17 protein-coding genes and 3 pseudogenes are annotated in these 21,519 nt (G+C 67.1%); 6 read left to right on the top strand and 14 right to left on the bottom strand.

From position 1 onward, the window contains the following. Positions 1-87: 87 nt before the first annotated feature. From istA to ACFHNC_RS20805, 6 genes and pseudogenes are all read right to left on the bottom strand, one after another. Positions 88-1,149, bottom strand: a complete 1,062-nt coding sequence (gene istA / locus ACFHNC_RS20830) for an IS21 family transposase (RefSeq protein ID WP_437171162.1) — start codon at positions 1,147-1,149, stop codon at positions 88-90. A gap of 109 nt (positions 1,150-1,258) precedes the next feature. Then, the gene (locus ACFHNC_RS20825; protein ID WP_437171161.1) at positions 1,259-1,720 is read right to left on the bottom strand and encodes a hypothetical protein; all 462 of its coding nucleotides are present in this window, start codon (positions 1,718-1,720) and stop codon (positions 1,259-1,261) included. Positions 1,721-1,755: 35 nt separating this feature from the next. After that, a complete protein-coding gene (locus ACFHNC_RS20820) occupies positions 1,756-2,169 on the bottom strand; it encodes a hypothetical protein (protein ID WP_437171160.1) in 414 nt (137 codons plus the stop codon). Positions 2,170-2,191: 22 nt separating this feature from the next. Beyond that, positions 2,192-2,416, bottom strand: a pseudogene (locus tag ACFHNC_RS20815) (type I restriction-modification system subunit M N-terminal domain-containing protein); the annotation flags it as partial. Next, positions 2,413-4,461 (bottom strand): hypothetical protein, encoded by a 2,049-nt coding sequence (locus ACFHNC_RS20810; protein WP_437171159.1) that lies wholly within the window; start codon positions 4,459-4,461, stop codon positions 2,413-2,415. The gene ACFHNC_RS20810 and the pseudogene ACFHNC_RS20815, both read right to left, overlap by 4 nt. A gap of 235 nt (positions 4,462-4,696) precedes the next feature. Beyond that, positions 4,697-4,819 (bottom strand): hypothetical protein, encoded by a 123-nt coding sequence (locus ACFHNC_RS20805; protein WP_437171158.1) that lies wholly within the window; start codon positions 4,817-4,819, stop codon positions 4,697-4,699. A 344-nt stretch (positions 4,820-5,163) separates the two neighbouring features. On the opposite strand from ACFHNC_RS20805, the pseudogene ACFHNC_RS20800 reads away from it, so the two are divergent. Next, positions 5,164-5,433 (top strand): annotated as a pseudogene (locus ACFHNC_RS20800) (ATP-binding protein); the annotation flags it as partial. A 338-nt stretch (positions 5,434-5,771) separates the two neighbouring features. On the opposite strand, the gene ACFHNC_RS20795 reads toward ACFHNC_RS20800, so the two are convergent. Beyond that, a complete protein-coding gene (locus ACFHNC_RS20795; RefSeq protein WP_437171157.1) occupies positions 5,772-6,827 on the bottom strand; it encodes an IS110 family transposase in 1,056 nt (351 codons plus the stop codon). A gap of 101 nt (positions 6,828-6,928) precedes the next feature. Here ACFHNC_RS20795 and ACFHNC_RS20790 point away from each other — a divergent pair. Both ACFHNC_RS20790 and ACFHNC_RS20785 read left to right on the top strand, forming a co-directional pair. Beyond that, positions 6,929-7,021: pseudogene (locus ACFHNC_RS20790) on the top strand (IS5/IS1182 family transposase); the annotation flags it as partial. A gap of 85 nt (positions 7,022-7,106) precedes the next feature. Then, complete coding sequence (locus ACFHNC_RS20785; RefSeq protein ID WP_437171156.1) at positions 7,107-7,733, top strand: glutathione S-transferase family protein; 627 nt, start codon at positions 7,107-7,109, stop codon at positions 7,731-7,733. Between the two features lie 142 nt (positions 7,734-7,875). Here ACFHNC_RS20785 and ACFHNC_RS20780 read toward each other — a convergent pair whose 3' ends face one another. After that, the gene (locus tag ACFHNC_RS20780; protein ID WP_437171155.1) at positions 7,876-8,133 is read right to left on the bottom strand and encodes an EAL domain-containing protein; all 258 of its coding nucleotides are present in this window, start codon (positions 8,131-8,133) and stop codon (positions 7,876-7,878) included. Then, on the bottom strand, positions 8,075-11,068 hold the full coding sequence (locus ACFHNC_RS20775) for a PAS domain-containing protein (RefSeq protein ID WP_437171154.1): 2,994 nt from the start codon (positions 11,066-11,068) through the stop codon (positions 8,075-8,077). Before ACFHNC_RS20775 ends, ACFHNC_RS20780 begins: the two co-directional genes overlap by 59 nt. A gap of 1,433 nt (positions 11,069-12,501) precedes the next feature. Between ACFHNC_RS20775 and ACFHNC_RS20770 the strand changes: the two genes are divergently transcribed. Beyond that, on the top strand, positions 12,502-13,503 hold the full coding sequence (locus ACFHNC_RS20770) for an isopenicillin N synthase family dioxygenase (RefSeq protein ID WP_437171153.1): 1,002 nt from the start codon (positions 12,502-12,504) through the stop codon (positions 13,501-13,503). Positions 13,504-13,647: 144 nt separating this feature from the next. Here the strand turns inward: ACFHNC_RS20770 and ACFHNC_RS20765 are convergent, their stop codons facing one another. From ACFHNC_RS20765 to ACFHNC_RS20750, 4 genes are all read right to left on the bottom strand, one after another. Next, the gene (locus tag ACFHNC_RS20765; RefSeq protein WP_437171152.1) at positions 13,648-15,054 is read right to left on the bottom strand and encodes an amidase; all 1,407 of its coding nucleotides are present in this window, start codon (positions 15,052-15,054) and stop codon (positions 13,648-13,650) included. A 13-nt stretch (positions 15,055-15,067) separates the two neighbouring features. After that, entirely contained in the window at positions 15,068-16,006 is a 939-nt protein-coding gene (locus tag ACFHNC_RS20760; RefSeq protein WP_437171151.1) for a polysaccharide deacetylase family protein, read from the bottom strand. A 16-nt stretch (positions 16,007-16,022) separates the two neighbouring features. After that, positions 16,023-16,916 carry a polysaccharide deacetylase family protein gene (locus tag ACFHNC_RS20755; protein ID WP_437171150.1) on the bottom strand — a complete coding sequence of 298 codons (894 nt, stop codon included), beginning with the start codon at positions 16,914-16,916 and terminating at the stop codon, positions 16,023-16,025. A 63-nt stretch (positions 16,917-16,979) separates the two neighbouring features. Continuing rightward, positions 16,980-17,714, bottom strand: a complete 735-nt coding sequence (locus tag ACFHNC_RS20750; RefSeq protein ID WP_437171149.1) for an SDR family oxidoreductase — start codon at positions 17,712-17,714, stop codon at positions 16,980-16,982. A 144-nt stretch (positions 17,715-17,858) separates the two neighbouring features. On the opposite strand from ACFHNC_RS20750, the gene ACFHNC_RS20745 reads away from it, so the two are divergent. Continuing rightward, positions 17,859-18,659 carry an SDR family NAD(P)-dependent oxidoreductase gene (locus tag ACFHNC_RS20745; protein WP_437171148.1) on the top strand — a complete coding sequence of 267 codons (801 nt, stop codon included), beginning with the start codon at positions 17,859-17,861 and terminating at the stop codon, positions 18,657-18,659. Between the two features lie 19 nt (positions 18,660-18,678). On the opposite strand, the gene ACFHNC_RS20740 is transcribed toward ACFHNC_RS20745, so the two are convergent. Beyond that, positions 18,679-19,515 (bottom strand): TauD/TfdA dioxygenase family protein, encoded by an 837-nt coding sequence (locus ACFHNC_RS20740; RefSeq protein ID WP_437171147.1) that lies wholly within the window; start codon positions 19,513-19,515, stop codon positions 18,679-18,681. 165 nt (positions 19,516-19,680) lie between these two features. Here ACFHNC_RS20740 and ACFHNC_RS20735 point away from each other — a divergent pair, with 165 nt between their 5' ends. Beyond that, on the top strand, positions 19,681-21,438 hold the full coding sequence (locus ACFHNC_RS20735) for an ABC transporter substrate-binding protein (RefSeq protein WP_437171146.1): 1,758 nt from the start codon (positions 19,681-19,683) through the stop codon (positions 21,436-21,438). Positions 21,439-21,519: the final 81 nt, after the last annotated feature.

Genomic DNA, 21,519 nt, shown 5'->3' with positions numbered 1-21,519 from the left:
CTTCCTCGCTCGACTTGCGCGTGTACACGGCGGCGCGGATCTTCCTGACCGTGGCCGGCATAACGGCGTCGGCGGCTGGCTTGCGCTTCATGCCGTGCCCCTCCGGTTCTTCAGGCCAAAGAACAACCAGCCATTCCAGCGTGTGCCGGTGATGGCGCGGGCGATGGAGGAGAGCGACTGGTAGACGAACGGCTCCGCCGGCAGGTGGGCCAGTGCCGGGCGGTCCAGTTCCTCGAACAACTGCCGCCGGCTGACCCCGAGCCTGCGCATCGGCCGGCCGTTCAGGTCCACCAGCAGCGCGGCAATCGCCACGTTCAGCGCCGCCAGCGAGCCGAACCGCTGATGCCGGAGCCGCGCCAGTATCCAGCGCTCCACCACCAGCACGCCTGCCTCGACCTTGGCCTTGTCGCGCGGCCGCCGGATCCGCGCCGGCAGGATCGCCGTGCCGTAATGCGCCGCCAGATCGCGGTAGGTCGGGTTGAGGCCGGGCTCGTACCAGTTGGCCCGCAGCACGCCGCTCCGCAGGTTGTCCGGCACGATCTGCCGCGGCACCCCGCAGATGAACTTCAGCGCACGGACATGCGCGCCCACCCAGTCCGGCAGCGTCTGCGTCCACACCGCCTCGGCGTAGGTGTAGCTCGACGCCCCCAGCACCGCGACGAACACCTGTGCAGTCCGCACCTCGCCGGTGGCGGGATCGATCACCTCCGCCGTCTGCCCGGCAAAGTCGACGAACAGCCGCTCCCCCGCCAGATGCACCTGCCGCATCGTCGGCGACAGTCGGCCCTCCCAGCCGCGGTAGAGGTCGCACCAACGGCTGTAGCCATATCCGCCAGGCTGCTCGCGCGTGTATTCGTCCCACAGCAGCATCAGCGTCACGCCCGGCCGGCGCAGCTCCCGGTGCACCGCCACCCAGTCCGGCTCGGCCTTTCGTCGGAGCCCGACCTGCGCCCAACCGCCGGCGAACAGCAGCGCCTCCAGCGCGCCGTCCGTCACCGTCGCCGGCAGTGGCCAGGTCAGCCCCGCAGCCGCCGCCCGATCCAGGCACAGCCGCGCCGTGCTGCGCGCAACGCCCACCGAGCGCGCGATCGCCCGGTCGGTCGCGCCCACCTCGTACTTCAGCCGTAGGATCTCTCGCACGCGTCGCATCGACACTCTCTCGGCCGGCATCCAGGTCCCCCTCTCGCGTCCATCGCGAAGGGGGCCCGGACCCCGCCCAGCCGTCGAGCAACCACCACCCCTGGCAGGGTGGCCGACTTCAAATCGGAATGGCCGACTTCAGCCCGGAATCACCGGCCGACATCAAATCGGAATCAGTGGCCGACTTCCGTCGGAATCCGCACCCAGGCTCCAGCCCGGCCTGAGCAAAGGCCCGCGCAATCAGCATAAGAACACTCGGGGCAAGGCGGTTCACAGTGGCCGCCGTCTCCACCGCGTTACAGGTCTCCACAAGGCGTGCGCGTGCCGCGGTGTCTCCGCCATTGCCGGCGATACGCAAATCGTTGAGCGCCCCTTCCAGCAGAAAACAGCAGGCTTCGACGATTCGGTTCGCCGGCCGCTTCTTTGTGGCCTCGGACACCAAGCAGGCGACGAGATCTGGCGTGGCGCCGGTTTGGGCCAGCATCGGACCGGGATCCAAGGCCCCGCGGCTTGGCGCGCCCCGGGCCATGTCGTGACCGACCATCTTTGCAATTTGCAGGATCGCGCCTCGCGGTGTCATTCTGGTCTCCCCGTCCGGTCAGTCCCACGAAGACGCTATATCACCTGACCATCTCGCGCATCGCCACCTGCGAGTGCCTCGCGCTGCCGCTCCCACTCCACCGGAAACGGCTCCATCAGCGCAGGCAGTGTCATCCCGGCAGGCTGCCGCCCGTCCAGTATGGACTCGACGATGTCGGGGGAAAGCAGCGTGAGGCGCAGCAGACGCGAGACATAGGAGGAATTGATCTTCTCTGCCGCCGCCAGTTCGTCGATCGTGCCGTAGCGACCCGCCTCCATCATCCGCCGCCACCGAAACGCCCGGGCCAGCGCTTTCACCAGCGTGGTGTCTGCAGCCGCAGCGCCGCGGGGCGCTATGTCGCCCGGCGTCAGCACAAGCTTGCGCCCGCCCCGATGCTTCCGGACCGCCAGCGGCACCCGCACGGTCAGCATCGGCGCGGCGCCGGTCATGCTGCAAGGTGTTGACGAGGGTTAAATCGTTAATATTGTAAAGGAAATGCTCCGGGCTGAGGCCCATCACCTCCTTCGCGGCCTTCTCGGCCAGGACGGCGCGCTTGGTGGGAGCCAACACGCAGTCCAGGCGGCGCAACACGGTGAAGGGCAGGATAATCTTGCCGTATTTCGAGGGCTTGTATTCGCCGCGCAGCAGATCGGCGACGAACCAGATGGGGGCGGAGAGGGATTGGGATTGGCTCATGCTGACGGGGGCTTGCCGGCTGCCTCAAGGCAGCGCCGAAGCGCCCCGCCGAAGATGACGCGCGACCGCAGGGCTGCAACGTCATGCCAACCGGGAGACAGGTTGTCGTCGCTCACTAGATGCTTGCCCCAACGCGTGTTTGCCCTATTGAGGTCTTCAAGCATCTCCAGCCATGGAGCGCCAACGAGGTGCCGCCGTCGGTCGTCATCTGCCGGCCAATCGTCTGCGCGCTTCCAGGCGGTCTCGATTTTGCCGAGAAGCTCGCCGAGCGGCATGCGGTCGGTGACTTCCAGCGCAAAGGCGCGGTCGCAACGGCGAAGCGCGCGGCGAAGCAGCGGTTCGAATACGGCGGCCCAGTGCGGTAACAGCTTCGCCGGACCGCGCGCGTTGGCCTCGGCGGCGCCTAGGCGGCGCCAGTCGCGGAACAGATGCTCGTTTTCCAGAAGCACCTTTCGAGAAGCGGCGGACAGCCATTCCCAAGCTTCCTCACCAAGATGAGCGCGAAAATCTTCCTCTGGCTCGGACGACGTAACCCGAATTACGAGCGGCAGATAGGACAGCAGCGGGGCGAGCCGCCGTGCGCCCAGGGGATCGGCTGCCAGTTCAGCCACACCGAGGCCGAGGACTGCATCGATCGACAGGCGATCAGCAGGGGGGATGCGGCGGATGATGCGCGCCAAGTCAGGCACATGCGGAAGCGAGCGCTGCGTGCCAAGGGAGACGAACATCAACCAGCAGCCAATCAACATGTCCGCCAGGGCCGTATCGCCGCGATTAAGCGCGCGTTCGCACGCGGTGCGGAGGTCCATGATGCCGTCATCGGGCTGTGCGGGGTCGCCCCAGAAGCCCGTACCGAGTTCGCCGCCGTCCTCCGCCCAGTCGCCGCTGCGGAGGGAGAGAAGGCGCAGCAGGTCATGGGCTTCCGGCAGTGACTGCGCGAGGCGTGCTGGAAGCTCTCGTTCGGTTTCGAACTGGCTGTAGTAGTTCAGCGGGAACGGGCCTTGCGGGTAGGCGGCAAAGCCATGCCGCGTGAGGACGTCCATGACCGTTGTCAGTAAGGCAGGTGGTTTGCCCTCCGGCCATTCCTTAAGATGGAAGCAGATGTCCGGAAGGAACCATGACAGGTCCGGCAGAAACGCGGCTCGTCTGCCTTGCCGCAGCCAGTCCGACAGCGACGCCGTGGCATCCAAGGATGCATCCTCGTGCCTACTGATGCGGTTCTTGACGGATATAGCAAGGTGGACGTCCGCAGGTTCGAGGGTTGTCCGATGATCCCAGCCAATTGCGTTCATCATGTTGAGAAGGAGTGAGTCGAGAAGGACCCTTGCGGCCTGTGCTTCGCTGGCTTCGCCGATCTCGAGTAATACGGCGAGACCGTCGGCCGAATGCGGCACGGCTTCCGTCCCGGTCGCGATCCTCAGCAGCCGAAGCGCGGGCGCGTCGTCGTCGCCGGGTCGCGGCAATCGGGACACCAGGCGTCGCAGCAGGTCCCGAATGCCGAGGTCGTCTTCGGCCAGGGGAATGCCCAGCCAGCGACGCTCCGAGGACGGCACGAACCACAGACCGAGGCGCGTGCCCAGCCGTCGGAACGGATCCTTCGCGTCCAGCCGGTCCGACGCATCGACCATGGCGGACGCCACGATCCCCCACAGCGTGTCACCGAGTATGCGGCACGGATGGCCTGGGCCAAAGGCTGCCTCGGCCGCTTCCTCCCGCGCACGGATCGGCGCCTCGATGGCATCCAAACCGGCGCGAAGCCGCGCACCCCACTCCGACCTCTCAAAACTTGGCTGGTCCGACATTGGTGTACCCTGCGCTGCTTTGACCTCAGACAGGATTGATTCCAATGACGCATCGACCGGGCTAACCAGTGCTAAGACGCAGAGATCTTCGAGGGTGAGCGGCAGGCGCTCGGCGGTCCTTTCCAAACGTCGCAACACGGCTGGCAAGCGCTGTCGATCTGCCATCGATTTGCAGAGAGCAAGTATGCCCTCGTCCCAGGTGCCGTAGGGATCGGTCGCAAACGGCAAGACGTTATCGCTCATGGACGAACTCTTCGATGGCGCGTCTTCTCGCACCTCGTCAACCGCCCGCACCTGTCAACAATTTCGTCTGCGACCTGCCGCAGCGCCGCATACAGTGGCCCAGGGCCGACGACGCCTGGAGGGGTTGAGATACGCGACATGGGGGCAATCGACTCCGGCGGCGCCACGGCGCCAGCCGCAGACGTCCAAGTATCGATTATTGTGCCCAAGGATGAACCCGCTGTCATCCACCTCATTACTGCCCCTCCCACTCCACCGAAAAGGGCGCCATCAGTCGCGGTAGCGTCATCCCCTCCGGCTGCCGCCCGTTCAGGATCGCCTCCACGATACCCGGCGCCAGCCGCGTCAGGCGCAGCAAGCGTGAGACATAGGACGAGTTGATCTTCTCGGCCGCGGCCAGTTCGTCGATCGTGCCGTAGCGGACCGGCCAGCGCCTTCACCAATGTGGTGTCCGCCGCCAAGAGGTCCCGATTCGTGGTGCTGCCCGGCGTGAGCACCAGCTTCCGCCCACCCCGCTGCTTCCCGACCGCCAACGGCACCCGCACGGTCAGCATCTGCGCGGCGCAGCTCCGTTCAAGCCTTGCCGAGCCAGGGGCCTAGCAATCGCGCTGGCTCTGTTCAACCGCCTCAGCGGGCCTGGCGGCAGGGGCATCAGTCGCGGCGACGCCGCAGCGGGGCGACCCAGTCGCGCTGCGGAGCACCGAACTTGGATATCTGCCGTTCAGCGCATCGGGCGGTGCCCTGCTGTTTCACCTTCTCAGCAAGCTCTACGAGCAGACCAGTGTCGTCATCACCACCAATCTCAGTTTCAGTGAGTGGGCGGCGATTTTCGGTGATGCGAAGATGACGACGGCGCTCCTCGACCGGCTCACCCACCACTGCCACATCCTGGAGACCGGCAACGACAGCTTCCGCTTCAGGAACAGCTCCGCCACCCAGGCCCATCGCGAAAGGAAACCACAGCCCACCTGACGGAATCCAAACCCCGTATCCCCACAACCCGGGTCAGATCCTCGTGGCAACCCCGGGTCATGTGTGGACGGCCCCTTGGATGCAAGGGCGTTTTGGATGTGGCGGCGCCGCGGTCGGGTGCGGTCATGTGTCCGGCCTTTCTTTGCGGTGTGCATGACCGCTGGCCCTGATGAAGTCCGTGACCCAGCTCCAAAATCAGCTCTGCGCGTTTAAGAACGCCCTGACTCGGTCTGGTTGCTGCCGGGTCCCGGTCTCGACCGGTTTTGCTATCACTTCGCTTCGCCCCTACGCCCCGTCGGCCGCGGCCTCTCCGACGGGGAAGCTCTGGTTCTCCTCCCTCAGGCAGCCGCTGCGGCAATGGCGTTCATCGTCGGGGCCCGATAAGCCTCGCCGCGGCGCAGCATGGCCCAGATGATCCGGGCAGACTTGTTCGCCACCGCTATGGCCACGACCTTCGCTGGCCGGCGCTCGATGAGCCGCGCCAGCCAGCTTCCAATCACCTGCGCCCGCTTGCTCCGGATCACCGCGATCGCGCCGATGAACAGTAGCCGTCTCAGGTAGGCGTTCCCCGCCTTGGAGATCCCGCCCTGCCTGGCCTTGCCGCCACTGCTGTTCTGCCGGGGTGTCAGCCCCAGGGCCGATGAGAGGTGCCGGGCGGACGCGAAGCTGGAGGCGTCACCGATCGTGGCGACGACCGCCGAGGCCGTGATCGGCCCGACGCCGGGGATCCTGGCCAGCCGCTGGCTGGCTTCATGGCCCTTGTGCCACTCCATGATCAGCGCCTCGAGCTCCTCGATCTGCGCCTCCACCGCCTCGATCTGGGCGGCGACACAGCGCAGCGAGGCAAGGGCCAGGGGCGGTATCCTGGCGTTATCCACCCCGACCAGCTCAGCCAGCAGATCGACAACGCGGTGGATGCCCTTGGTCGTGACGATGCCGAGCTCGGCAAGGTGACCGCGGAGCGCGTTCACCAGCGCCGTACGCTGTCCGACCAGCAACTCACGGGAGCGGTGCATCATCAGCGCCGCCTGCTGCTCTGCTGTCTTGATCGGCACGAAGTGCATGTTGGGCCGCGTGACCGCCTCGCAGATCGCCTCGGCATCCGCGGCATCGGTCTTGCCGCGCTTGACATAGGCCTTCACGTAAGTGGGCGGCAGCAGCTTCACCTCATGCCCGAGTGCTGCGATCTCGCGTGCCCAGAAATGGCCGGTGCCACATGCCTCGATCCCGACCAGCACCTTGGGCTGCGCCTCGAAGAAGCGGAGTACCTCGCCACGGCTGAGCTTCCGGCGCAGCACGACCTGGCCAGCTGCGTCGACCGCATGCACCTGGAAGAAGTTCTTCGCGATGTCCAGGCCGATGGTGATCGGAACGGCCTTTGCGGTATTCTTCATGGTGGACGGCTCCTTTCGCTCGATGCCTTTGCGGCTCCGAGCTTGGCACAAGATGCCGCGTAGGGGCCGTCCACCCCATCAGCTCTCAGTGGCAATCAACAGCCAAGGACTGGGAGAACCTCAGCCGCACCGCGCTCGCATTCCTCCGCCTCGCATCCATTCGCCTCATGATGCGAAGGCTCTGCCAACCTTGAAACTGTTCGCGGACCGACTCTGATGGCTATTTCGTCCTTGAGCGGGCGATGAAGCGGGGGTGAACTGGAGCGGGGAGGATCGCCGATGCTCACGCTCTATTATGCACCCGGGTCGTCATCGATGGCCTCGCACCTCGCGCTCGAAGAGGCTGGCGCCCAGTATCTGACTTGCTACGTCAACGAAGACGCGGGCGAGCACCGGACCGAGGCGTACCTGCGGGTCAACCCACGCGGCAAGGTGCCCGCGCTGCGGTTGAGCGATGGCTCGGTGCTGGTTGAGAATATCGCCATCCAGACCTACGTTGCGCGCACTTATCCTGAGGCCAGGCTGCTGCCGACTGGCCCAGAGGAGGAGGCACATGCGCTGTCGTGGATGGCCTTCTTTGCCACTGCCGTGCACCCGGCCTTTTCCCACTTCTGGGCCCCTCGACGTTTCAGCGATGAGCGTTCTGCAGAGGAGGGGATCAAGGTAAGGGGGTTGGCGACCTTCCACGGCCACTGCCGCGAGATCGACGCCCGGCTGGCAGGCAACGATTGGTTCCTTGGCCGGTTCTCGACGGTGGACTGCTACGCCTTCGTTTTCTACGGTTGGGGCATGCGCGCCGGCCTGCCGATGCACGACCTGCCGAACTTCACCGTCCACAAGGACCGCATGCTCGCCCGACCGGCCGTGCGGCGGGTGCTGGAGCGTGAGGGCGTCAGCATCGGCTGAGCAGCGGAACTGAATCCTTTCTGCACGCCCCGCAGAGACCGTCTGCATCCGGTCGCACCCTCTCCTGCGCCCCCGGAAGGCGGGTCCCGCTCACCAGGCCGCGCGGAGCGCGTGCTGATCGTGCGGCGGCGACCGCCGATTGTCAGCCCGAGGCATCGAGGGAGCGGAGCAGAGCCGCCTGCGGCACGGGCCGGCCCAGCAGATAGCCCTGAGCTTCCGTGCACCCGCCCCGCGCGAGCAGGTAAAGCTGGCCCTCGGTCTCCATGCCCTCGGCAGAGTAAGTCATGTCCAGACGCCGGCAGAGCGCCGTGACGGCCTCGACGATGGCGGCGTCCCCCTCCTCAGTCCTTTCGCCGCAGCAGCGCACGAAGAAGGGCGCCGGCCACCAACTCGCGCGCATAGGGTTTGCGCAGCACGGCCACGGCATTGTGTGCCTGGCCGGCGTCGATCGCAGCGCTCCCGTAGCCCGTCGCCAGCAGGTAGGGCACGCCGCGCGTGCGCAGCACGTCCATGACCGGGAACACCATCTCGCCTCCGCCGAGGTTCACGTCCAGCAGCGCGGCGGCGAGGTTCGGCTCAGTGGCTGCAAGGCGGAGCGCGTCCGCCAGCGTCCGCGCCGGCCCCACCACCTCGCAGCCGAGGGCGTTCAGCACCGCCTTGGCCTCCAGGGCGAGCAACGCCTGATCCTCCACAAGAAGCACGCGGGGGCCGCGCGCCGCATCAGGCGGAACAGCAGGCGGGGCCCAGGGCTGCACCGGAGGCCCAACGACAGGCGCGGCCTGCCCGACAGCGCTTCGGTCCTCACCCAGGTGCCGCGCGGGGATGGTGATTGCCACCCGCAGGCCGGCCGGATCCGACCAATCGAACACGGTGGTGCCGCCGAGCTGGCGCTCCGACAGCAACGACACCAGACGGTGCCCGAAGCCCGTGCGGATCGGCGGCCGGTCGAGCGACGGGCCGCCGCACTCCTGCCAGCGCAGCTGCACACCTCCGCCGATCGCGTCGGGCAGACGCTCCCAGCTCAACTGGACGAACCCCATTGGCATGGAGAAGGCGCCGTGTTTGGCGGCGTTGGTCGCCAACTCATGCAGAACCATCGCGATGGGTTGCGTCGCCTCTGGCCCGACGCGGACCGGCACGCCTTTGATCTGGACGCGGTCGGCGTGGACTGCGATCTCGCCTTCGGCGATCGCCCGCAGATCTGCGCCGGTCCAGCGCTCGGCAGAAAGCAGTGAGTGCGCCCGCGCCATGGCCGAGACACGGCCCTCCACCGCCTTTGAAAACTCGGCGGGCGGCACATCGCGCGGGGCGAGGCGCACCACGGACAGGGCCACGGCCAGCGCATTCTTCGCCCGGTGGTCCACCTCACGCGCCAACAGCGCCTGCCTCTCCTCCCCCTCGCGGCGCTCCGTCACATCCACCACGGCGCCGGCCATCCGCAGCGGCACCCCGTCCGGGCCGAACTCGGCACGGCCCTGGGTCCTGAGCCAGCGTGTGGTCCCGTCAGGCCACACCGTGCGGAACTCCGCCTCGTAGTGCCCGTCCGCCTCGCCGCGCATGGCGCGCGCGCCCGCCTCGGCGACCGCAGTTCGGTCATCCGGATGCACCGCCGCGAGCAGCGCCGCCCGGTCGGGGAGCGCGCCTTGCGGGCGGCCGTAAAGCGCCTCCCGACCCGGCGAGCCGGTCAACCTGTCGTCCAGGGCGTCCCACTCCCAGGTGCCGATCCGGGCAGCGTCGACCGCGCGGGCGAAACGCGCCTCGCTCTGTGCAAGCGCCACCTCGGCCCGGCGCTGGGCCGTGACGTCCGTGAAGGTTTCCAGGACGGCGGCCGCACGCCCGCCAGCCGCCTGGCGCAGCACCATCCGCGCGGCAGCCAGCACCTCGCGCCCGTCCCGACTGCGGTGGCGCAGGTCGCCAATCCATTCGCCTTCGCGAGCCAAGCTCGCCTCGATCTCGGTGCGCGGCACGGGAAAGACGGTGCGGAGCAGGTCGTGCACAACCCGGCCGACTGCCTCCTCCGCCGTCCAGCCGTACAGTCGCTCGCAGCCCTTGGACCAGAAGCGGATGGTGCCGTCCGGGTCGCGCGCGATGGAAGCGCCGAGGTCGAGGGTCGCGAGCAGGTCGCGCAACCGCTCCTCGCCTTGCGCGAGCGCCGCTGTGGCGTGCAGAAGCGAGCTGCGTGCTGCCTGGACCTCGCTTACGGACGAAGGCCTACGTGGCGGTGGCGCTTCGCCGTGCGCGAGGGAAAACGCGTCGGCGCCAAGGACCGCGATCTCCTGCCCGAGGCGCCGGCCGAGCCAAAGGGCCAGCGCGCCAGCCAGCGCCAGAACGAGCGCACCGCCACCGCCAGCGATGGCAAGGGTGCGTCGGACCGGCGCGTCCACCACCGCCTGCGGCGGTCCGTAGCCCAAGACAAGAGGCGCCGCCTCGAGGCGCCGGAGGGCAGCGTAGTGGGGCACGCCCTCTAGCGAAGGGGTTCGCACCAAGCGCGCCTCGGCGCCCGGTTCGCGCAGGAACGCAATGGCCGCCTCGGTCGTGGGCGTCCCTACAAATTGCTCCTCGGCGACGGTGCGGGCGACGACGACGCCGCCTCGATCGATCAGCGAGGCGACCCCCCCTCCCGCCGGCAGATGCTTCCGCAGCACCTCCCCGAGATGGGCTGGCCGCAGCCCGGCGCTGATCACGCCGATCGCCTGGCCCTCTTGGAGGATCGGCACTGCCACGACGATGGTCCAGCCCGAGATCGAACCGCGGAAAAGGTCGCTGATGACCATCTGGCTGCTCGCCAAGACCTCGCGGACCGCACTCCCGGGCTGCGGCGGGGCGCCGATCGGGCGCGGCGGGTATCGCACCCCGCCGAGCGTCGGCGGTTGCTGAGCTGGCAGCACGAGCGTGTTGACAAGCTGCGCCGGCGGCTCGCCTGGAGCGATGAGAGTGACGTTGTACATTGCCGCGGGTCGTCGTGTGACGACCGCGGCCGCCTCCGCGCGGAAAGCCGCGGCGGCATCGCTGCCCACTCCACCGAGCAGAGCCGCCGTCACAGAGGGCTGTGTTGCCAGGGTTTCCATTACCGCGACCGTCATGCCGAGCTCGCGGTCGACTGCAAGCTGCATGACGTGCGCCGTCGCCTCGACGGCTTCCAGCGCTCGCGCGCGTTCGCCCTCTGCGCTCCAGACCGCGAGGCTCCCGGCCAGGAGGGCCAGGGGCAGCGCAAGGGCCAAGACGAGGCGGAGAAGATGCAGGCCGAAGCGCATCGGCTCTCGCTTGCCGACGGACACGGGCAACAGCGCCTGGTCGCCCGGAACCGGGCTGGGCATACCCGGAGAATTCGACACGCCAGTTCTCCTCTGCGCACGGCCTACAACCGCCGCGAGCATCACACCGCCGCCACACCTAGACCAGTGAGGGCGTGCCGGCCAACTGTACGCGTCGGTAATCCTTCCGAACGCAGGCGCCATGACACGGTTGATCGGCGCCATTCTGCAGCAACAGACCGAGGAATGGGCCACCCAGCGTGCCCGCTACTCAACCCAGGAAAGCATCTGCGCAGTACGAGACAATCCCACCGTGAGCTTGCCGCTGTCGTAACCGCGGATCTCGGCGAACGGCGCCTTCACCGTCTTGCTGTCGAGCACACTGCCTGCGGATCCAGCCCGGGTTGGGTCACAGTACGAGAAGACTGTCGGCCGGCGAGACATGTCTCATGGAAGTCAGCGAAGGTTGGAATCCGGTTCCCACCGCTGCAGCTATGGGCCACCGGCTGCGTGAACGGTCCCATCCCTCCGTGCTCAGAGATCGTTCGATCCCGGTTCCTCTCGCTCCGCCAGTTCCCATACGAGCCGTGCTCTCCGCCAGACTGACCGCCGCGCTGAGTGGCAGATTTCCTGGGGTTTTCGGGGCGGACCTGTTGACAGGCCGGACCCGGAGAAGCCCGAAAATCGCTCTCCGAAGGCCATTTCTCTCCGGACCTCCTGACTTGGGCGTTTTAGTACGGAACTCAAAAATCTAGGTCAAAGGCCGGTTTCCGGGCGGTCGGTGCTTGCCTCGGTTCGAACCCCACTTGCCCGAAATCCGCACTTCGAGAGCGAACACTTTGGCACGCAGTCCGCTGGGGCCGTCGGACATCGTCAGAATTCATTGAGCCGGGTGCCCTGATCATGGTGCGTCGGCGAGCCGCAGTGCAGCCAAGCCCCGGCACGCCTTTGGCGCCCCGCTTCACGGCTTCGCGGCTTCGCGGCTTCGAGGCTTCGAGGCTTCGAGGCTTCGAGGTTCGAGGTTCGAGGTTCGAGGTTCGAGGTTCGAGGCTTATATTTAAATCCCTCTACGCTGCCGAGAGTCTGGCGATAGAGCGTCGACGCCAAGTTTCGTCAGTGGTACGCAAGTTTCGGCCTGACCCCGACGCATCTGTCACATTCAACCTGAGCTTCTTTTGATCTACAAAGATCGAAATAATCTCTGCGGACTTTACAGTTACATCTGATCGAATGCCTCCACCATCTGCCGCCGGAACTCCGACAGGCGGGGCACCCCGAATCTTAGCATCGAGCACTTCCGTCTCAAGCCTCGGGATGTCGACGCACGTGGGTCAACTTCACCATTTTGCTGGACCGCTAACGTCCCAAACGAAACAGCACCCGCAGTGACAATTGAATCATCACCATAATGCCGCCTATGCTCAGGTCCAAACCGGCCAGAAAATCCGGCAGGAAGCACGCAGGACCGTCTCAGATTATTCGACGACGGACAACCTCATGGAGACGATGCACCGATGAGCCACGCAGCTGGTTCCGATGGCCGCATACCCGTCCTCGACTTGGCTCCCTTCCTCGCCGACGAGCCTGGCGCTTTGCAGGAACTTGCACGTCACGTGGCGCGCACCTGCGAGGACACGGGCTTCCTCGTGGTGGCCAATCACCGGATCCCACAGGAGTTGATCGCGGGATGCTTTGCGGAGGCGGCGCGCTTCTTCGACCTGGAGATGGAGCGCAAGCTCGCGCTGAAGGTCGGCGAGCTGAACATCGGCTACCTGCCAAGAGGCGCGCAAACCGTCCGCACCTCGACGGTGCATGCGAACAGCAAGCCGAACCTGAACGAGAGCTTCTACATCGTCCGGGACCGCGCACCGGACAACCCGGACATCCTGGCCCGCAAACCTTTCGTCAGCCTGAACCGATGGCCGGACAGCCAGCCGGATTTCCGTGCAGTGACAACTGCCTATTTCCAGGCGATGCAGGAGCTGGCGCACCGCATGCTGGCCGTCTTCGCCACTGCGCTCGACCTGCCTCCCGCCTATTTCGATCCCGATTTCCGCGACCCGGCCTGCACGCTACGGCTGATTCGCTATGAGCCACAGCCCATGCAGGCGGAGGACCAGTTCGGCTTCGCCCCGCATATCGACACGAATTTCACCACCTATCTCGCCCAGTCGAAGCTGCCCGGCCTCGAGGTGCGGACACGGGACGGAACCTGGATCCGCCCGCCCGCAATTCCCGACACATTCGTGGTCAACACGGGGGAAATGCTCGGGCGCTATTCCAACGATCGCTTCGCGCCCACGCCGCACCGCGTTGTAAACGCCAATGACCAGGCGCGCTATGCGATCCCGTTCTTCTACGGGCCAGACGACGATGCGGTCATCCGAGTCGTGCCGAGTTGCACGGGACCCGGCAATCCGCCGCGCTACGAGCCACTGCTCTACTCCAATCACCGGCGGCGGCTGAACCGCACGAATTTTGAGCACCGCCAGGGCGGCAAACCCGAAGCGGGATAGCGCCCGCCAGTAGAACTGATGCCAGATCAAGCTGACAGGGTGATCCCGGCAGGTGCCCGGCTCAAAACAGACATCGGATGCGGTGGGCTAGTCTAGGTCGCACCCCAATGCGCGGCGCACTCGGCGCCGGTGCCCGGGCAGCTGTTAGGCCGCAGCAGGTATCAGGGTCTGCATCATCCAGGCCGCGATGGCCGTCACCGCCGCGTCGGACTGCGGCTGGCCCATGATCTGGATGCCCATTGGTAGACCGCGTACCGCGGTGAGCGGCGCTGTGACAACGGGCGCGCCCAACGCGGAGCTTGGCGTGTTGAAGACGGCGTCGCCGGTCGGGCGCGCCTTCAGCGGCTGGCCCGGAACATCGCCGGACCACAGCGGCGCCGGGCCGGGCGAGGCCGGAGCGATCAGCGCATCAATGAGCGGGGCAGTGGCCTCATGCCGCCGGCGCATTTCCTCCCGCTGCAGCAGAAGCTGGCGGTAGTCGTCCGGCGTCATCCGTTCCGCCATGGCGACCACCGCCTGGCTGCGGGCGCTGAGGCCATCGGGGTGCAGCGCCATTATGCTACGAAAGCTCCAATGGTTCTCCCAGCCGGTGATGCCGCTGGTCAGCGCCTGGGCGCCGTCTAGGGTGCGCTCGAAGCCCTCGATCAGGGCGTGGTCGGCGCGGCGGATCACCAGCACGCCCTGCGCGCGCAACGCCTCGACCACCTGCTCGAAGGCGGCGCGGCTGGCCTCGTCCAGCAGCGGCCAGCCCTCAGTCTCCATCACGCCGAGCGCCATGGGACGGCGCGGGGTGGGGGGCGTGGGCGGGCCGATCAAGCCGGGCCTTCCCGGGTCGCCGCCGGCGCGGCGTGCGATCTCGATGGCGACCTGCCACATATCCTCGACGCAGCCGGCATGCACGCCATGGGTGCTCATGCTGGTCGCCTGCCGCTCACCGCGGTTGATGCCGCCCTGGCTCGGCTTCAGGGCGACGTTGCCGCAATAGCTGGCCGGGCGGATGATGGACCCGCCGACCTGCGTGCCGATGGTGGTCGGCACCATGCGCGCCGCGACGGCAGCGGCGGAGCCGGAGGAGGAGCCGCCCGGCGTGTGGCGCGCATCGAAGGGATGGGTGGTGGGCCCGGGATGCGAGCCGCCGAGTTCGGTGGTCACGGTCTTGCCGAGCACCACCGCCCCGGCCTGGCGCAGCGCCCAGACCGCGGCATTGTCGCGCTTCGGGAAATTGCCGCGATAGGCATCGCAGCCCATCTGCGTCGGCATGTCCCGCGTCTCCAGCAGGTCCTTGATGCCGATGGGCATGCCGTCGATCAGCGAAAGCGGGCGGTTGTCGCGCCAGCGGGCGGTGCTGTCATCGGCCGCGGCGCGAGCGCCCGCCTCGTTCATGCAAACCCAGGCCTGCACCACCGGCTCCCGCGCCGCGATCGTCTCCAGGCAGCGCTCCAGCAGGGCGCGCGGGGTGTCCTGACCGGCGGCGAAGCGTGGCACCAGGTCGTGGAAGGTCAACGCGCGGAAGGTGGCGGGTGAATAGGGGGTCGCGGGTGCGTCGTTCATGTCGTCCGATCCTTCAACTCAGGCTGCCGGGGTGGTCCTGCCAGATTCTGGGCGCCAGCCGCAGATGCGTGGCGGCCGGGTAGCGCGCTGACCAATGCGCCGCGCAGGCCTGGCCGGTGGCGTTCCACAGCAGGGGAAAGCCGCAGATCTCGCCGAGGAATCGGTCGAGCATCCGCAGGCGGTGGGCGAAGCCGATGGCGTGCGGGTGCAGCGTCATGCAGAACTGGCGGCCGCGCCGGTACTGCGCGACGAATTCCGCATGCCAGTTGCGCAACAGCGCATCGGCGTGTTCCAGCCCAGTGCCCTTCGCCGGGAACATCAGGAAAAACTGGTCGTCGAAATGGTAGTAGTAGGGCAGCGCCAGGATGGCGCGCGGAATAGCGGGGTCGGTGACCCACCAATGCGGCACGTCATCCGCCAGGCCGTTGCCCATGTAGGCGTAGTCGCCCTCCAGCAGCAGCGCCATGGTGTTCGGGCTGATGCTGCCGCCGGCGAATTTGTCACCCTGCCGGGGAAGGGAAAACCAGCCGACCGGCCGCCTTCCCACCACGTCGCCGATCATCGCGGTCGTGCGGTCGAGCCGCGCCTTTTCCTCCACCCGGTCGAGCCCGCTCACATCCTCGTGCCGGTAGCCATGCGCCGCGACCTCATGCCCTGAATCGGCCAGGGCGCGAATGCGCGGCGCGTGGATGTCCGCCATCACGGCGGGGGTGGCGAAGGTGGCGAGCAGGCGGTGGCGCTGCAGCACGCCAAGCAGCGCGTCCAGCGCGCCATGCATGCCGTACTGCGCCTCCGGCGTCCGCAGATCCGCGGGGCCGATGCCGGCCGGGCCGCAGGGCGGGCTGAGGTCCACGACAATGGTGAGGCAGCAGCGGGCATCGCCGGGCCAGACGATATCGGCATCCGCGATGCCGCGTTCGTCGGAGATGGTGTAGCCGTCTTTCCAGGGCATTCGACGTGCCTCCTTCTCAGCGCGCAACGGGCGGGTGGGGCGGGCAGGTCGCGATGCAGTGGCGCGCAACCGTCTCCGAGGTCGGGAACCAGACGCCGGGCAGCGTCTTCATCCGCGTGAACAGCCGGTCCAGCATGTCGATCCGCATCGAGCGGCCGGACACGAAGGGATGCAGGCAGAGGTTGAGGTAACCGCCGGTATCGTATTGCTGGCGGAAGGCATCCCACCACATCTCGAACACCCGGTCGGGGTCGGCCATGCGCTGGGCGGCGTTCTCGGTGTTCATCCAGGCGAAGCTGAAGAACATGGCATCGTCGATGGCGTAGTGCATCGGCAGGTTCAGCAGGCCCTGCGTGTCCTTTCCCTCGCGGATATAGTGCGGCCGGTCGTCGGGCACCTTGCGCGAATTGTAGATGAAGCCTTCCTGCCGCAGCAACGGCGCGCTGTGCCAGCTGCGCGTGCCGACGGGCCGCTGGCCGGTCAGCCGTTCCAGCGCCGCAATCGCGCGCCGCAGGTGGTCCGCCTCCAGCTCCGGCTCCGCCGGGACGCGGTGTTCCCACATGTGGTCAGCCACCTCATGCCCACCGCGCGCGGCGGCGCGCACGGCATCCGGGTACAGCTCCGCGATGCGGCCGGGTGTGTAGATGGTGCCCTTCACGCCGTGGCCGTCGAACAGTTCGAGCAGGCGCCAGATGCCGACGCGGCCGCCGAACTCGCCCTTCGCCAACTGCATCGGCGGTTCGTTCAGCAGGCGCCGCAGAAGCATCGCGTCGAAATCCACCGTGACATTGACGGCGACGCGCGCGCCATCCGGCCAGGCGCAGTCGGTGATGACCTGGTGGCGTGCGGCATGGTCCTGGGCCGCCGCGCGAAGCTCCGCCAGATCGCTGTCGAAGGGGGGTGTGGTCATTGGCCGTGTCCTCGTTTCATCGCGCCCTGTTTTGCCGGGCCTGGATCTGGTCGGGTGCCGCGCTCAGCGTCCGCCCGCGACGTCGAGCGTCACGCCCGTCACGTAGCTGGCCTCCTCCGAGGCGAGGAACAGCACCGCATCGGCGATCTCATGCGGCTGGCCGAGGCGGCGCATCGGCACCATGCGGTTCGGGCTGTGTTCCAGCGTCGCGTTCATATGGGCGAAGACCTCCCGCGTCCGGTCGGTCTCGATCGGCCCCGGTGCGACGGCGTTGATGCGGATGCCGAAGGGTGCGACCTCCAGCGCCACGTCGCGGATGAAGCCGTGGATGCCGGCCTTGGCCGCGGCATAGGCGGCGCCACCGCTATGGCTCGCGGTCCATGGCGTGCCCTCGCGGGAGCCGGAGGACATGCAGACGATGCTGCCCGCCTGCCGCTGCATCATCGCCGGCAGCGCGGCGCGCGTGCAGAGGAAGGCGGAGCGCAGGTTGAGGTTCACCGTGAAGTCCCAATCGGCGAGCGACATCTCCCAGATCTTCGCGTTGCGACTGCCGCCGACATTATTGACCAGGCTGTCCAGAGCGCCGAATTCGGCCTCCAGCCGCGCGAAGGCATCCAGCACCTGCGCCTCCCCCGTCACGTCCACGGTCAGCGCAAAGGCCGGCGTACCGGCGCGCGCCAGGTCCTCCGCGACTTGCGCCAGCCCGTCTCGATCGATATCGAACAATGCCAGGCGCGCACCTTCGGCGGCGAGGCGGGTGGCGATTGCCCGGCCGAGCCCGTTGGCAGCACCCGTCACCAGAACCCGTCTATCCTGCAGACGTCCCACGGCCTTCACCTCGCTTGTTGCCGGATCTGGAAAGTCTCGAACCCGTCGCTTCCGGTTGCGACGGGGCGCCCCGGCCGGTAGCGTGCCGAAGCGGCTGGCACGGAGGGTTTCAGGATGGCGAGCACACCCGGCAACACAGCGCCCTGGGCCATCGTTACCGGTGCCGCGGGTGGCATAGGCCTCGCGACGTGTCGGCAACTCGTGGGCCAGGGTCTGGCGGTCTTCATGGTCGATCTCTCGCAGGACGCGCTGGATGCAGCCGCGGAAGGTATCCGGCGCGGCGGCGGCAAGGTCGCGGTCTTTGCCGCGGATGCGACACAGCCCGGACAGGTTGCGGCGGCAGTCGCCGCGGTGGAAAGTCAAGGGCGCATCGACGTGCTTGTCAACCTGGCCGGTGGCTCGGGCACGACGCCGATCCGCACGATCGAGGACATGACGGACGAGATCTGGAACCACGTCATCACGCTGAACCTGACCAGCGCCTTCCTGTTCTGCCGCGCGGTGGTGCCCGGTATGCGGGCGCGCGGCTACGGGCGCATCATCAACTTCTCCTCGACCGCCGCCTATGGCCGCAAGGGCCCCGTGACCACCCAGGGCGCCCGCCTTGCCTATGCCGCGGCCAAATCCGCGCTCATCGGCTTTACGGCGCAACTGGCGAAGGATGAGGTGAAAAACGGCATCACGGTGAATGCGCTGGTGCCCTCGCTGATCCTGGCCGAACCGGGCTCCCGCATCCGCGAACGCTTCACCAGCCTTCCGGCCGAGGCGCAGCAGGCCATGATGCAGCACTATCCAATTGGTCGGGCGGGCGAGGCGGAGGAGGTCGCGGCGACCGTCGGCTTCCTTGCCTCCGGTGCAGCGAGCTACATTTCCGGCGTCGCGCTGCCGGTCGATGGAGCGATGCTGGGAGGCTGACCGCGGCCGGCACGCGGCGTCAGAGGATCGGGCTGCGCCGCAGCGTCCGCGGCACCGCCGGGTCGAAGGGCGTGCGCGCGTGCTGCAGGCGCCGGTTGTCCCAGATCAGCAAGTCACCGGGCCGCCAGCGGTGTGTGTAGATGATGCGATCATCGTACAGGGGCTTCCGCACCTCGGCCAGCAGGGCGAGGCCCTCCTCCTCCCCCAGGCCGAGAACCTCGAGCGTGCTCAGCTTGTTCACCCACAGCGCGCCGCGATCGTCCGGTTTTTCGCGCCAGACCATGGGGTGGATCGCGGACAGCGCCTGCTTTTCCTTGTCGTCCACGTTCCAGTCGCGGGCCAGCTTGCCGCTGAAGGTGTAGGCGTTGCGGCAGCGCAGCGGTGCGATCCGCGCGCGCAGTTCCGGCGACAGCATCTCATGCGCCGTGACGGAATCCGCGAAGCGCGTATCGCCGCCAGCATCGGGCACCTCGATGCCGTACAGGATCAGGGCGGAGAGCGGCTCCGGCTGGAAAAGCTGGTCGAGGTGGAAGTCGAGCTCGCCCAGTCCGAACACGCCATCCTTGCGGACGTTGGAGACATGCTGGGCGGTCGCATCCGCGCTTTGGATGCGGTTCTTCTCACGCAGTGCAACCTGCCCGAAGATTTCCGCGAAGCGTGTCTGATGCGCCGTATCGATCTCCTGGTCGCGCAGCAGCAGCAGGCGGTGCTGACGAAAGGCAGCCCGGAGCGTCGCTCGGGTCGTGTCATCCAGCGGATCACGGAGATCGAGCCCCGTCACCTCCACGCCGAAATGCGGATTGAGCGGACGCATGGAAATCCGTTTCGTCAGCAGATTGTCTGTGATGGCAGTCATGCTCGGTTTCCTCCGCGTTCGGTTGCAGAAGTGGTCCTGGTCGGATCGCGTTCTCCCCGCAAGCATCGAGCCCGGATGCCTCAGGGGCTGTGCCTTATCCTACGGCGGTCGTCACCCGGTGATTATCCGATCGTCCTGATGATTGCCTGTTCTTGATTTATAGCTTTGCAGCAGCGGCTGCACGTGAAAAGCTGTTTTAAAGGCACGGGGAACGATAGGAAGCAATCCGGGGTGCCGTCGTTGGTGCCGGCATTCGCCGTCCTACTGCGCGCGTCGTGGGTGGCCTCGTATCGCAGGAAAGAACAGATAAGGATCCAGGGAATGACGAAGCCATCACTCCTGTTCGGACTGGCGCTGCTCGGCGGCGTCGCAGTCGGGCCCGCCGTCGCGCCTGCCGTCGCGCAGCAGCAGCAGCAACCTTTCCGTCTCGTAATGAACACCGAGTTGCAGACGCTGGACCCGATCATCACCACCTCCGTCATCACCCGCGCCTTCGGCTTCATGGTCTGGGACACGCTGGTCGCACCGGACAGCGAGGGGGTGATGCGGCCGCAGATGCTGGAGAGTTGGGAGGTGAGCGAAGACCAGTTGACCTGGACCTTCAAGCTGCGGCCCGGCCTCGAATTCACCGACGGCACGCCGGTCACGTCGGAGGATTGCATCGCCTCGATTCGCCGCTGGGGTGAACGGGATGGACTGGGCCGGCAGCTCATGGCGGCGATGCGGGAAATGCGCCCGGTGGATCCGTCCACCTTCGTGTTTGAACTGAATCGCCCCTTTGCGCAGGTGCTGGAAGCGCTCGGCAAGACCGCGACCCTGGTGCCCTTCATTATGCCCGCGCGCATCGCAGCAACGCCGTCAAGCCAACAGATCGAGGAGATCGTCGGCTCCGGCCCCTACCTGTTCCGCCGCGAGGAATGGCGGCCGGGCGATCGCGTCGTGTTCCGCCGCAATCCGGCCTATCGCCCGCGCTCTGAACCGGCGGATGGCCTGGCGGGCGGCAAGGTGGTGCATTTCGACCGCACCGAATTCGTTAGCATCCCCGACCACGCGACCAAGGTTTCTGCGCTGCGGCAGGGTGAGGTCGACTACCTCGAGCGTGCGCCGCTGGATTACATCGAGTTGCTGCGCGCAAACCGGCAGGTGGTGGTCACTGCCGGCCGTGGTGGCGGTGAGATCATGGGTGCGCTGACGATCAACCACACCCAGCCGCCCTTCAACAACGTGCTGGCCCGCCGGGCGCTGCAGCAGGCGGTCAACCAGAGCGACGTCGTCGCGGCCACCGGGCTGCCGGCCGACATGGTGCACCAGACCTGCTACACCTTCTATATGTGTGATACGCCCTATGCGACCGACGCCGGGACCGCAGTGTTCGACAATCGCAGCATGGACCGGGCGCGCGCGCTGCTGCGGGAATCCGGCTACAACAACGAACCCGTCATCGTCCTGCATGCGGGTGATTCGGCCGTCATCAACCCGATCGGGCTGGTCGCGATCGACCAGATGAAGCGCGCCGGCTTCAACGTGGACGTGCAATCCACCGACTGGAGCACGGTGGCGCAGCGCCGTGCTCGCCGGGTGCCGGTTTCCGAGGGCGGCTGGAGCGCCGTGCCGCTGGTATGGACCGGTTTCGACATGGCCAACCCAATGACCAACCCGGTGATGGTCTACAATTGTGCGGGCGTCTATCCGGGCTGGTGGTGCGATGAGGGCCAGGTGCCGCTGCTACGCCAGTTCTCGGAAGCGGTCGAGCAGGACCGCCGTCGTGAACTTGCCGCGCAGATCCAGCAACGCGCGATCGAGAACGTCTCGGTGGTGCTGCTGGGCCAGTATGCCAGCCCCGCGGTCTATCGTGCGGAACTTAACGGCGTGCTGGAGGTCGGCTTCCCCGTCATGTGGAACATCAGCCGCGGCAGCCGCTGATCCCGACACGGACCGCCCGTGCGTTGTATCCTCGGCACGGATAGAGAGTGCGTAGCAGATGTCTCACCCAATCATCCATCC

The organism is Falsiroseomonas sp. E2-1-a4 (assembly GCF_051433165.1).
Taxonomy (GTDB): Bacteria; Pseudomonadota; Alphaproteobacteria; order Acetobacterales; family Acetobacteraceae; genus Falsiroseomonas.
The sequence above is the reverse complement of the archived record's forward strand: the minus strand, read 5'-3'. Positions and strand labels throughout refer to the sequence as shown.